Origin of the sequence: Allobosea sp. Root670 (assembly GCF_001429415.1) — a bacterium.
GTDB classification, from domain to species: Bacteria; Pseudomonadota; Alphaproteobacteria; order Rhizobiales; family Beijerinckiaceae; genus Allobosea; species Allobosea robiniae.
In genome coordinates this window covers 444,960-456,324 of sequence record NZ_LMJU01000017.1, presented here as the reverse complement: position 1 = coordinate 456,324, position 11,365 = coordinate 444,960, and the positions used below count along the sequence as shown (strand labels likewise).

Genomic DNA, 11,365 nt, shown 5'->3' with positions numbered 1-11,365 from the left:
GGATCCCGGGTCTCCCTTTGGTCGCCCGGGATGACCCGCGTTCTTGATAACGCGCGGTGCGAACCAATCACGCGCCACCGGCATCCTTCACGTTCCGGCGCCGCAGTTGTTCCGGCAGCGCTCTTGCGCGGGCGTCGGGCGCAGTGTCATTCAGCGGGGCCGAAGCTTTTTCCAGGACAACGGGGATTTCATGAGCAAGCTGATCGTTACCGCCGGGCCGTTCAAGTTCGACGCCAGGTTCGAGCTGGAAGCCGCCCCCAAGACCTGCGCCGCCTTCAGGAAGCAGATGCCGTTCATCAGCAAGATGGTGCATGTGCGCTGGAGCGGCGAGGGCGTCTGGATGCCGCTCGGCGATCTCGATTTCGGCGTCGGCTACGAGAACAACACCGCCTATCCCGCGCCCGGCCACATCATCCTGTATCCGGGCGGCGTCAGCGAGACCGAGATCCTGCTCGCCTATGGCGGCGTGCAGTTCGCCAGCAAGGCCGGCGTGCTCTCCGGCAACCACTTCATCACCCTGACCTCGGGGCTGGAGAACCTCTACACGCTCGGCCGCAAGACGCTCTACGAAGGCGTGCAGGACGTGCGCTTCGATCTCGTCGACTGAACGCTATCGGCGACCGAATGCGAAAAGGGCGGGGCGCGGCGCGTCCCGCCCTTTTTCACGCCGCCGCCGGGGGATCGGCCGGTGGGTCTTCCGCCGACCCGGTAGCGGATGGTCTCGGAGTCGGCAACAAGGCGATCACCCCGGGCGTTGCTGCGTCGGGGGGAGCATCCGGCTCGGCCGGCGCCGGCTTGGCGCCGTCGGCAAGATTCTGGCAGAGCGAGAGCATCGCACGAGCGATCTCGGCCTCGCCCATGATCGTCAGCGTCGCCCCGCATTTGGTGAGATGCGCGACCTCGGCATCGGAATGGGCGCGGGCGACGATCGGCAAGGCCGGGTTCTCGGCACGGGCCTGCTCGCAGACCTGCCCGGCCTCGAAGCTGCCGGGGATGGCGACGAAGAGGCGCACGGCCCGGCCGACCGCGGCGGCGGCCAGCACCTCGGGGTCGGCGGCGTTGCCGACGAGGAGCTCGGCACCGTCGCGCTTGGCGGTCGCGACCGCATCGGGATTGTCCTCGATGACCAGAAGCTTCGCGCCTTGCGAGAGCAGGCCGGCGCCGAGCAGGCTGCCGACGCGGCCATAGCCGACGACGACAATGTGGCTGTCCAGGCTGGTCGGGGCGATGTCGCGTTCCGGCGGGGGCTCGACCTCAGGCTCTGGCGCGGCGGCCTTCTCGGGCTCGCCCGCCTCGGCGGGAGCTGCCGGCTTCGGCTTCGCGGCGGGGGGCTCCGGCGCCAGGCGCTCCGCCAGGGCGAACATCACCGGGTTGAGCAGGATCGACAGGATCGCGCCGGCGAGGATCAGGTCGCGCCCCTGCGCCGGCAGGATGCCCAGCGCCGTGCCGAGGCCGGCGAGGATGAAGGAGAACTCGCCGATCTGGGCGAGCGAGGCCGAGATGGTCAGGGCGGAGGTCTGGGAGCGGCCGAAGGCGCGCATGATCAGCCAGGCCGCGACGGACTTGCCGATCAGGATGATGGCGAGGGTGCCGATCAGGGGGCCTGGTGCGCGCAGGAGGATGCCGGGGTCGAAGAGCATGCCGACCGAGACGAAGAACAGCACCGCGAAGGCGTCGCGCAGCGGCAGCGTCTCTTCGGCCGCGCGCTGGGAAAGCGGTGATTCCGACAGGATCATGCCGGCGAAGAAGGCGCCGAGCGCGAAGGAGACCCCGAACAGGGTCGCAGCCGCATAGGCAACGCCGAGCGCGACCGCGAGAACCGCAAGCCGGAACAGCTCGCGCGAGCCGGTATGCGCGACCCAGTGCAGCACCCAGGGAATGACGCGCCGGCCGATGACGAGCATGAAGGCGAGGAAGCCGACCAGCTTGGCGAAGGTCAGGCCGAGCACGCCCCAGACGCCGAGATCGAAGCGGGTCGCGAGCGGGGCGCTGCCGCTGGACGACGAGCCGTTGATGATCTCCGCTACCACCGGCAGCAGCACCAGCGCCAGAACCATGGCGATGTCCTCGACGATCAGCCAGCCGACGGCGATGCGGCCACGCTCGGTCTGGACCAGTCGCCGCTCCTGCAACGAGCGCAGCAGGACGACCGTCGAGGCGGTCGACAGTGCGAGGCCGAAGACAATGCCCGAAAACCAGCTCCAGCCGAGCAGCGTGCCGAGCCCGAGTCCGAGCAGCGTCGCGATGCCGATCTGGACGACGGCGCCGGGCACGGCGATCGCCTTCACCGAGAGCAGGTCCTTCAGGGAGAAATGCAGGCCGACGCCGAACATCAGCAGGATGACGCCGATCTCGGCCAGCTCGTTGGCGAGGTTCTGATCACCGACGAAGCCCGGCGTGAACGGGCCGGCGGCGACACCGGCCAGTAGATAGCCGACGAGAGGGGAAATCCGCAGTCTGTGGGCGATTGATCCGAAGACGAAAGCAAGGCCGAGGCCGGCGACAACGATGGCGATCAGCGGGCCGTGATGCATGGCTCTCCCGAATCCGAAAGGTCAAGAAATCAAGATTGTTTGAACATTCGGAGCATGGGGTTTCGGGGCAGGGATTTCAACCGAAAGGCGTACGACTTTTCGGGCTTCGCTGCCGAAATTCCGGGCTGTTCGGATGGGGTGCGGCAGCGGGAGGGCTCGAAGGCGCAGATGCCTCAGGCCTTCGGCTTCTCCAGCAGGATCTGGCCCTGCTTCTCGACGCCGATCTTGAGCTTCTCGGCGAACATCGCGAGCATCCAGGGCAGGCTCACCTCGACGCGGATCAGGCGGTCCTCGACCTCGACGCGGCCATGGACGGTCTGGCCGAGCGCGCCGACACCGAAATGCAGGGCATCGCCCTCCCAGCGTTCCTCGACCAGCTGCATCCTGACCACGCCGAGCCGGTCGCGGATCTTGTCGACGCCGCCGCGCAGGCGCGCCAGCGCGGCGTCCCGGCCGAGATCATGCGAGATGGTGATGGAAACGGGTTTGCCCATGACTGCTCATCGGAAAGGAAGGAGGGCTCTACATGGCAATGATATGGGCGCATTTCCAGCGCAGCGAACAATGAGACCCGGCAGCGGACATCTGCTAACGGGACGGCGCAAGATCGAAACCGGCAAGGCCTGTCATGCTCGAACGAGCGAAGCAATGGGCGCGCCTGCTCAAGCGGGATGTACTCGCCCTGTGGATCGCGGCCCGTGACAGCCGGACGCCGTGGTATGCGAAGCTCGCGGCGGGGGCAGTCGCCGCCTATGCCCTCAGCCCCATCGACCTCATCCCGGATTTCATCCCGATCCTGGGCTATCTCGACGACCTGATCATCGTGCCGCTCGGCATCCTGCTGGTCGTGAAGCTCATTCCCCCCGGTCTGATGGCCGAATACCGGGCGATGGCGGCCGGGCAGGCGAAGCAGGCGAGCTATGGCGGCATGGCCGCGATCCTGGCGATCTGGATTGGAGCCGGGGCTGCGCTGCTCTGGTGGCTCTGGCCGGCTGGATCATTCTGAGTATCGGCGGCCATGCATGGAAAAGCCCGCCGAAGGGGCGGGCCTGGTTGTCCATCGCTTGTGCCGGATCATCCGGCCGTCATCCGCCTCAATCGCGTTCGCTCAGGCGCTTCTGGCCGGTCTGAGTGACCCGCCAGATGGCGCCGTCGGCTTCGACGAGGCCACGATCCTGCAGGGAATGCAGCATCGTCTCGTCGAAGATGAAGTGGCGGGTCTCCTCCTCGATGCTCTCCAGTGCGATCCATTCGGGATCGGAGAGAACGAACGGGTGAGCGATCTGGAGGTGCTGAACATGCATGCGCGTCTCCTTCTCGTTGAATGCCCCTGTTCTCGGGTGAATCGCATTCAATCGTGACGCGGTCGTGGCCGAAGCGGCGGCGAATCGTGGTTCGGTTGTTTTGTCGCGGTCTGGAACCCGGCCGCTCCCGCTTCGTTCTCTGGCCATGACCCCTTCCAAGAACGGAGAGACCGCCATGGCGATCAGCAACAGTTTCCCGCCCGATGTTCCGAAGGCCGCCGACGAGGCCGGCGAGGCCGTGGGAGCCAGCGTGAGCAGTCTGCGCGGCAAGGCGGCCGATCTCGCGGGCAAGGCCGGGGAGACCGTCAAGGATCATTACGAGCGAGCCAAGGATGCGTGGGACGAGGCCGAGCCGCTCGAGGCGGTCCGCGGCGGCGGGCAGGCCGTGGTGCACAGCGTCGAGCGTCACCCGCTCGCGGCGCTTGGTCTGGGTGTGGCCGGCATCGGCCTCGTCGCCTGGGCGATGTTGCGCAGTCAGCCTTCGTCGGGTTGGGAGCGCTATCAGCCTGACTATGGGCGCTGGCGCGGCTGGCTCCAGGATTACGGCTCCGATGCGGCCGATGCCGGCAATCGGGCCTTGAAATCGGGCGGCAGCTGGCTGCGCTCGCATCGCGACGTCGCTGATGATTATGCCGGCCGCGCCGGCGACTATGCGGCGATGGCCCGCGACTATGCAGACAGGGGCGGGCGCATGCTGGCAAAGCGGGCCGAACGCGAGCCGATGGCGGTCGTCGTCGGACTCGGGCTCGCGGCCTATGTGATCGGTTCGCTCCTGAGCTCGGGTTCGTCCAGCGAGCCGGCAGCCGCACCCGCCCGCAAGCGGGCCGCCCGGCGCTGACGGGCAACAAAAAAGCCCTGCGGCGCGAAACGCCGCAGGGCTCGAAGAGCTGACGGGGTGCCTTCCGAAGAGGGCGCCCGCTATCTTACCACCAGTAGCCGCGGCGGCCGTAGTAGCCACGGCCGTAATAGGAGCGGTTGTCGGCGGCGATCAGCGCACCACCGACGACGCCGGCGGCGACGCCAGCCGCGACAGCCGAGCCGGCTTCGTTCGAGGCGCGGCGGTTCTCGACATAGTTCGCCGAGCGGCACTTCTGGTAGGCGCGGGTGCCGGGGCGGAAGCCCTGGGCCTCACAGGTCACTTCGGCGTCGGCCATGGACTCCTGCGCGGTCTGACAACCAGCGAGAAGAGCGGCCATGGCGCCAACGATCAGAATGCTACGCATATTTTATCCCTTTTCAGCCTCCCATTGGCCTGAGGTGGACTTAAGAGCAGCTCGGTCTGCAGGTCAAGAATGACGCGGGCTTTGCGTTAAAGTTCGCAGCGTCAAATCGCGACAATTCCGCTGGAATTGCGACAGTTCGGCGGAGTCGCCGGCGATGCAGGGCGCGCCGGAGCGGTTTCACGCGGGCTCAGGCTTGCATTTGTGCCGAAGCGGGCGAACATGGGCGCAGACCCGATCAGCCCAGTCCGGACGTGACGATGCCCCGCTTTTTCATCCTTCTGCCGGCCCTGCTGCTTGGCGCCTGCGCCTATCACACCTCGCGCAGCAGCATCGTGGTCGTGACCGATGCGAAGAGTGTTGTGGAGAATTGCGCGAAGCTTGGTGAAGTCGACGGGCAGGACAGCTCCCAGGTCATCATGCCGCTCGACAAGACGCGCGATTCGGTGATCACGCGCCTGAAGATCGCTGCGGCGGAGCTGGGGGGGACTCATGTCCTCGCCAACGCTGCCGACATCAAATGGAAGGGCCCGGACACCAAGGGCGCCGTCTACAAGTGCAACCCCTGAGAGGCGAGCGAGCCACGCCGCCGTCAGCTGATCCGGCCGGCGTCGGTCAGCCCTTCAGCAGCCATTCGTGCTCGGCGGCGTTGTGGAATTTCCAGGTCCGCTGCGGGCCGGCCATGACGTTGAGATAATAGAGATCGTAGCCGTGGCAGGTGGCGCAGGGATGATAGCCCTTCGGCACCAGCACGACGTCGCCATCCTCGATCGCCATCGCCTCGTCCAGGCTGCGGTCATCTGTATAGACGCGCTGGAAGCCGAAGCCCTGCGGCGGGTTGAGGCGGTGGTAATAGGTCTCCTCCAGATGGGATTCGTGCGGCAGGTCGTCCCGGTCGTGCTTGTGCGGGGGATAGCTGGAGGTGTTGCCGGCCGGCGTGATGACCTCGACCACCAGCAGCGAATCCGCCGGCTCGTTCTCGGGCAGGATGTTGGTGACGTGGCGGGTGTTGGAACCCTTGCCGCGGATCTCCTGGCCGAGATCGTCCGGCCCGATGACGCGGACGGGCAGGCCGCCCTTGAGGCCAGGCGCCGTGCAGACAGCGAGTTCGAGATCGGTCGTCGCGGTGACGGACCAATCGGAACCTTCCGGCAGATAGACCGACCAGGGCTTGCCCTCGAACGGGCTCATGCGGCTGCCGAGTTCGCCCAGGTTTTCGCCGCCGGCCGCGACCTTGCCCTTGCCGGTGACGAAGACGAGGCAGGTCTCGCGATCGCCGGTCGCGGCCGAGACGGTCTCGCCCGGCTTCAGGCGGTGCAGATCGAAGCCGACATAGGTCCAGCCGGCGCTTTCCGGCGTGACATGGGTAACGCGGCCGCTGGTGCCGGCAGGGCGGACCTTGAGATGGGACATCGGCGGTTTCCTATCTGTTACGCTCGTCATGCTCGGGCTCGACCCGAGCATCTCCTGCCAGAGATTCTCGGGTCTGCGCTACGCTACGCCCGAGAATGACGGCCTTATTCAAGCCAGCCCGGCTTCCCTGATGAAGCGGGTGAGATTGGCGTGGCCGAGCTTCGCATAGGTCGCGGGCTCCGCCTTCTTCGGGTCCTGCTCGGCCTCGACCACGATCCAGCCGGAATAGCCCTGAAGCTCCCGGAGCACGCGGACATAGTCGATCAGGCCGTCGCCCGGCACGGTGTAGACGCCGGCGAGCACGGATTCGAGGAAGGACCAGTCCTCGCGATTGGAGCGCCACATCACAGCCTCGCGGATGTCCTTGCAGTGGACATGGTGGATGCGCGCCTTCCAGTGTCTGACGATGCGGGCGGGATCGCCGCCGCCCCAGGTGGCGTGGCCGGTGTCGAGCAGCAGGCCCACGGTCGGGCTGGTGACGCCCATGAACCGGTCGATCTCGGCCTCGGTCTGCACCACCGTGCCCATATGGTGGTGATAGACGAGTTGCAAACCGTATTCGGCCTTCAGGGCCTCGGCGAAATTGGTATAGCGCGCGCCGAAATCGTCCCAGCGGTTCTTCGGCAGGACGGGCCGGGTCGAGAGCGGCCTGGTGATGTCCGAATGGATCGCGTTCGAGGTCTCTGCGGCGATGAGGACCGAGCAGCCCATGTCGCGCAGCAGCGTCGCATGAGCCTTCACGGCGACCATCTCGGCGGCGACGTCGCGGTCGAGCAGCTCGGTCGAGTACCAGCCGGAAACCAGAGCGTGGCCGTGGGCGTCGAGGATCGGCTTCAGCTTCGCCGCCTCACGCGGGAACTTGTTGCCGAGCTCCATGCCGGTGAAGCCGGCTTCGCGGGCTTCCGTCAGGCAGGTCTCGAGCGGGATGTCGCCGCCGATCTCCAGCATGTCGTCATTCGACCAGCCGATGGGGTTCGCGCCGATGCGGATCATGTGTCGGGTCTTTCTCGCCTATGGGAACGGCTTAGTTGCCGATGGTCTGACGCTTGCGTCGTTCGTCGTAATTCGTCCGCGCCGTGCGGACCTCGGCGCGCTCGCTGACCTCGGGCACCGCGACGTCCCACCAGGCGCCGCCGGAGCCGGTCGAGATCAGCGGGTCGGTGTCGATCACGACGACGGTCGTGCGGGTGTTGGTCTTGGCCTGCGCCAGCGCGGCTTCCAGCTCGGCGATCGAGGCGGCCTTCACCGCGATCGCGCCCATGCTGGCGGCGTGCTGGACGAAATCGATCTCCGGCAGCGTCTCGTGCCTGCTGTCCTTGAGCAGGTTGTTGAAGCTCTGGCCGCCGGTGGCCATCTGCAGGCGGTTGATGCAGCCGAAGCCGCGATTGTCGAGCAGGACGATGGTGAGCTTCAGGCCCAGCATCACCGAGGTCGCGATCTCGGAATTGAGCATCAGGTAGGAGCCGTCGCCGACCATGACGACGACCTCCTTGTCGGGCCTCGCCATCTTGGCGCCGAGCCCACCGGCGATCTCGTAGCCCATGCAGGAGAAGCCGTATTCGGCATGGTAGGAGCCGGGCGCTCCCGCCTGCCAGAGCTTGTGCAGTTCACCCGGCAGGCCGCCCGCGGCATGAAGCAGGATGACGTCCGAACCCAGCGTGCGCTGGACCGCGCCGATGACCTGCGCGTCCGAGGGCAGGGCGGCATTGCTGGCGGCGGTGGCCTGGCCGGCTTCCTTCTGCCAGTCGGTCTTGCCGGCCTTGGCATTGTTGGTCCAGCTCTCCGGCGTCTTCCAGCCACCGATGGCCTCCGCCAGCTCGGCGAGACCCTCGCGGGCGTCGGCGACGAGGGGCAAGGCGCGATGCTTGCCGGCGTCGAAAGATTGGACGTTGAGGCCGATGATCGTTTTCCCGGCAGTGCCAAACAGGGCCCAGGAGCCGGTGGTGAAATCCTGCAGGCGCGTGCCGATGGCCAGGACGAGATCGGCCTCGGCGGCAAGGCGATTGGCTGCGCCCGTGCCGGTGACGCCGACGGCGGCCATGTTGAGCGCGTCGTCGTCGGGCAGGGCGGATTTGCCGCCTTGCGTCTCGCAGACAGGAATGCCGGTCGCGGCCGAGAAGCGGGCGAGCTCGTCGCTGGCGCCGGAATAGAGCACGCCGCCGCCAGCGACGATCAGCGGCTTCTTCGCGGCCTTCAATGCCTCCGCAGCAGCCTTCAGTTCGCCGCGGTCGGCGCGGGGGCGGCGCGGCGTCCAGAGGCGCTCGGTGAAGAAGCTCTCGGGGTAGTCATAGGCCTCGGCCTGCACATCCTGGCAGAGCGCGAGCGTGACGGGGCCGCATTCGGCAGGGTCAGTCAGGACCTGCATGGCGCGGGTCAGCGCTGGGATGATCTGCTCGGGCCGGGTGATGCGATCGAAATAGCGCGAGACCGGCCGAAAGCAGTCATTGGCCGAGACCGTGCCGTCACTGAGCCCCTCGACCTGCTGAAGCACCGGATCGGGAATGCGGTTGGCGAAGACGTCGCCCGGCAGCAGCAGCACCGGCAACCGGTTGACATGGGCGAGCGCGGCGGCGGTGACGAGATTGGTGGCGCCGGGGCCGATCGAGGTCGTTGCGGCCATGAAGCGGCGGCGCATGTTGGCCTTGGCATAGGCGATGGCGGCATGGGCCATGGCCTGCTCGTTATGGGCGCGGAAGGTCGGCAGGCGTTCGCGCTCATGCCAGAGCGCCTCGCCGAGGCCCGCGACATTGCCATGGCCGAAGATCGCCCAGACGCCACCGAAGATCGGCAGGCGCTGCCCATCGATCTCGGTCATCTGGCGGCTAAGGAAGCGCGTCAGCGCCTGCGCCATGGTGAGGCGGACGGTGCTCATGATCCTGTCTCCGGTCGGGAGTCTTCTTAGCATCGGCTTGGTCCGAAAACCGGTTCCCACTTTTCGGGCCGATGCGCTAGGCCGCCTTCCGGCCGCGCGTGGCAAGCCAGAGGCCGGTCAGCGCCTCGAAGCGGCCAGCCATGTCGGCGATGGCTGCCTCGTCGTCGAGCTTGCCGGAAAGCCAGCCCTCCGCCGCGCTCATGAAGATGGTGCGGCCGACGGCAAAGCCCTTGACGATGGAGGCGGATGCGGTGGCTGCGAAGCCGGCCTCCAGCTCCTCGGCCGGCGCGTCGAGCCCGAGCAGCAGCACGCCGCGGCACCAGGGATCATGCTTCGCGATGGACTTCTCGATCGCGGCCCAGGCGGCAGGGGAGGATTGTGGCTCCAGCTTCCACCAGTCCGGCTTGATGCCGAGCGCATAGAGCTCGCCGAGCGCGCGGGCGATCGTGTCGGGGCCGAGCGGGCCGTTCTTGCTGGCAATGATCTCGATCAGCAATTCGCGGCCGACCTTGCGCGCCGCCTCGAACAGACCGCGCAGCTTCTCCTGCTGCTCGCGCTTCAAATCTTCCGGGTCGTCAGGGTGATAGAAGCAGAGCGCCTTGATACAGTGATCGACCGGCCATTCCGGCAGGAGCGAACCGATATCCTGGCTCGTCTCGAAGCGCAGCGGGCGCGAGCCCGGCAGTTCGACCGGGCGGCCGAGCCAGGCGAAGGGATGGCGGGCGAATTCGAACATCGCCTCGCGGCCATGCTTCTCGTCGAGCAGCATGCCGTAGCCGGGGCGGCCATCGGCGACGCGGGCGGCGGCCTTGACCGCGAGCACCTTGAAATCGCGGATGCGGGCGGGATCGGCACCGGCCTTTGCCGCGAGCTCTTCGAGCTGCGAGCGGTGGTCGCAGGCGAGCGCCATCAGCGAGGGCACGTCGCGGCGGCGCGTCGTCGCCCAGTGGATGTGGTTGATGTCTTCGTCCTTGCGCAGCGCCCGGTGCGGGCTGCCGTTTTTGAGGAAATATTGCAGCTCCTCGAAGGTCGGGCTTTCCGGCGAGCAGAGCAGGCGCGAGACGGCGAAAGCACCGCAGGCATTGGCCCAGGTCGCGGCGGTCTGGAGGCTCTCGCCACCGAGCCAGCCGCGCAGGAAGCCGGACATGAAGGCATCACCCGCGCCCAAGACGTTGTAGACCTCGATCGGGAAGCCCTTGCCGACGATGCCCTCTTCGAGATCGTCGGGGATCGCGCCCTCATAGACGATGCAACCCATCGGGCCGCGCTTGAGCACGATGGTCGCAGGCGTCAGCGAGCGGATGGTCTTCAGCGCCGGCAGGAGCTCGCTCTCGCCCGAGGCGATCAGTACTTCTTCCTCGGTGCCGATGATGAGGTCGCAGCCGGGCAGGACGGTCTTCATCCGTTCGGAGACGGCCTGCGAGGCGATGTAGCGGTTGTCGCCGGCATCATGGCCGGCGAGGCCCCAGAGATTCGGGCGGTAGTCGATATCGAGCACGACCTTGCCACCGTTTGCGCGCATCAGCTTCATCGCCTTGCGCTGGGCGGCCTCCGGGCCAGGCCGGGCGAAATGCGTGCCGGTGACGACGACGGCGCGGGCCCTGGCAATGAAGGCGGGGTCGATATCGCCTTCCTCCAGCGCCATGTCGGCGCAGTTCTCGCGGTAGAACAGCAGCGGAAAGGCCTTGTCGCTTTCGACCGAGAGGATGGCGAGCGCGGTCAGGCGCTCGGGATCGGTCTTGAGGCCGTCGAGATTCACGCCCTCGCGTGAGAGCTGCTCGCGCAGGAAGCGGCCGAACTGCTCGTTGCCGACGCGGGTCAGCAGGGCCGAGCGCAGGCCGAGCCGGGCGGTGCCGATCGCGATATTGGCCGGACAGCCGCCGACCGACTTGGCGAAGGAGGTGACATCCTCCAGCCGCGAGCCGATCTGCTGGCCGTAGAGATCGACCGAGGCGCGGCCGATGGTGATGACGTCGAGCGCCTGCGCCGATCCGCCGAGCGGTCCCGCCATGTCTTCCTCCC

Annotated in this window: 12 protein-coding genes; 4 read left to right on the top strand and 8 right to left on the bottom strand. The window is 67.2% G+C overall.

The window, feature by feature from the left end; translation table 11 throughout:
• Positions 1-190: 190 nt before the first annotated feature.
• Entirely contained in the window at positions 191-607 is a 417-nt protein-coding gene (locus ASE61_RS20195; protein ID WP_061969942.1) for a DUF3830 family protein, read from the top strand.
• Between the two features lie 55 nt (positions 608-662).
• On the opposite strand, the gene ybaL is transcribed toward ASE61_RS20195, so the two are convergent.
• Both ybaL and ASE61_RS20185 read right to left on the bottom strand, forming a co-directional pair.
• Positions 663-2,534: a YbaL family putative K(+) efflux transporter gene (gene ybaL, locus ASE61_RS20190; protein WP_082617573.1), complete on the bottom strand. Its 1,872-nt coding sequence runs from the start codon at positions 2,532-2,534 to the stop codon at positions 663-665.
• A gap of 173 nt (positions 2,535-2,707) precedes the next feature.
• Positions 2,708-3,028 (bottom strand): polyhydroxyalkanoic acid system family protein, encoded by a 321-nt coding sequence (locus ASE61_RS20185; protein WP_061969940.1) that lies wholly within the window; start codon positions 3,026-3,028, stop codon positions 2,708-2,710.
• Between the two features lie 134 nt (positions 3,029-3,162).
• Here ASE61_RS20185 and ASE61_RS20180 point away from each other — a divergent pair, with 134 nt between their 5' ends.
• Positions 3,163-3,540, top strand: a complete 378-nt coding sequence (locus ASE61_RS20180) for a YkvA family protein (RefSeq protein ID WP_061969938.1) — start codon at positions 3,163-3,165, stop codon at positions 3,538-3,540.
• A gap of 88 nt (positions 3,541-3,628) precedes the next feature.
• Here the strand turns inward: ASE61_RS20180 and ASE61_RS26640 are convergent, their stop codons facing one another.
• Complete coding sequence (locus tag ASE61_RS26640) at positions 3,629-4,027, bottom strand: hypothetical protein (protein WP_156407172.1); 399 nt, start codon at positions 4,025-4,027, stop codon at positions 3,629-3,631.
• Between ASE61_RS26640 and ASE61_RS20170 the strand changes: the two genes are divergently transcribed.
• On the top strand, positions 4,014-4,676 hold the full coding sequence (locus tag ASE61_RS20170) for a hypothetical protein (RefSeq protein WP_061969935.1): 663 nt from the start codon (positions 4,014-4,016) through the stop codon (positions 4,674-4,676). The two genes, ASE61_RS26640 and ASE61_RS20170, sit on opposite strands and share 14 nt — an antisense overlap.
• Before the next feature lie 85 nt (positions 4,677-4,761).
• Here ASE61_RS20170 and ASE61_RS20165 read toward each other — a convergent pair whose 3' ends face one another.
• A complete protein-coding gene (locus tag ASE61_RS20165; protein WP_244492923.1) occupies positions 4,762-4,992 on the bottom strand; it encodes a hypothetical protein in 231 nt (76 codons plus the stop codon).
• A gap of 326 nt (positions 4,993-5,318) precedes the next feature.
• On the opposite strand from ASE61_RS20165, the gene ASE61_RS20160 reads away from it, so the two are divergent.
• A complete protein-coding gene (locus ASE61_RS20160; RefSeq protein WP_061969931.1) occupies positions 5,319-5,627 on the top strand; it encodes a DUF4156 domain-containing protein in 309 nt (102 codons plus the stop codon).
• A gap of 46 nt (positions 5,628-5,673) precedes the next feature.
• Here the strand turns inward: ASE61_RS20160 and iolB are convergent, their stop codons facing one another.
• From iolB to ASE61_RS20140, 4 genes are all read right to left on the bottom strand, one after another.
• A complete protein-coding gene (gene iolB, locus ASE61_RS20155; protein ID WP_061969930.1) occupies positions 5,674-6,471 on the bottom strand; it encodes a 5-deoxy-glucuronate isomerase in 798 nt (265 codons plus the stop codon).
• Between the two features lie 108 nt (positions 6,472-6,579).
• Positions 6,580-7,464, bottom strand: a complete 885-nt coding sequence (gene iolE, locus ASE61_RS20150; protein ID WP_061969928.1) for a myo-inosose-2 dehydratase — start codon at positions 7,462-7,464, stop codon at positions 6,580-6,582.
• Between the two features lie 31 nt (positions 7,465-7,495).
• Positions 7,496-9,346 carry a 3D-(3,5/4)-trihydroxycyclohexane-1,2-dione acylhydrolase (decyclizing) gene (gene iolD, locus ASE61_RS20145; protein ID WP_156407182.1) on the bottom strand — a complete coding sequence of 617 codons (1,851 nt, stop codon included), beginning with the start codon at positions 9,344-9,346 and terminating at the stop codon, positions 7,496-7,498.
• 73 nt (positions 9,347-9,419) lie between these two features.
• The gene (locus ASE61_RS20140) at positions 9,420-11,354 is read right to left on the bottom strand and encodes a bifunctional 5-dehydro-2-deoxygluconokinase/5-dehydro-2-deoxyphosphogluconate aldolase (protein ID WP_061969925.1); all 1,935 of its coding nucleotides are present in this window, start codon (positions 11,352-11,354) and stop codon (positions 9,420-9,422) included.
• Positions 11,355-11,365: the final 11 nt, after the last annotated feature.

Bases quoted from the DNA above. Each gene is read 5' to 3' on its own strand.
- ASE61_RS20185 (WP_061969940.1), bottom strand. From the start codon at position 3,028: ATGGGCAAACCCGTTTCCATCACCATCTCGCATGATCTCGGCCGGGAC.
- iolE (WP_061969928.1), bottom strand. From the start codon at position 7,464: ATGATCCGCATCGGCGCGAACCCCATCGGCTGGTCGAATGACGACATG.
- ASE61_RS20165 (WP_244492923.1), bottom strand. From the start codon at position 4,992: ATGGCCGACGCCGAAGTGACCTGTGAGGCCCAGGGCTTCCGCCCCGGC.
- iolB (WP_061969930.1), bottom strand. From the start codon at position 6,471: ATGTCCCATCTCAAGGTCCGCCCTGCCGGCACCAGCGGCCGCGTTACC.
- ASE61_RS20195 (WP_061969942.1), top strand. From the start codon at position 191: ATGAGCAAGCTGATCGTTACCGCCGGGCCGTTCAAGTTCGACGCCAGG.
- ASE61_RS20170 (WP_061969935.1), top strand. From the start codon at position 4,014: ATGGCGATCAGCAACAGTTTCCCGCCCGATGTTCCGAAGGCCGCCGAC.
- ybaL (WP_082617573.1), bottom strand. From the start codon at position 2,534: ATGCATCACGGCCCGCTGATCGCCATCGTTGTCGCCGGCCTCGGCCTT.
- ASE61_RS20160 (WP_061969931.1), top strand. From the start codon at position 5,319: ATGCCCCGCTTTTTCATCCTTCTGCCGGCCCTGCTGCTTGGCGCCTGC.
- ASE61_RS20140 (WP_061969925.1), bottom strand. From the start codon at position 11,354: ATGGCGGGACCGCTCGGCGGATCGGCGCAGGCGCTCGACGTCATCACC.
- ASE61_RS20180 (WP_061969938.1), top strand. From the start codon at position 3,163: ATGCTCGAACGAGCGAAGCAATGGGCGCGCCTGCTCAAGCGGGATGTA.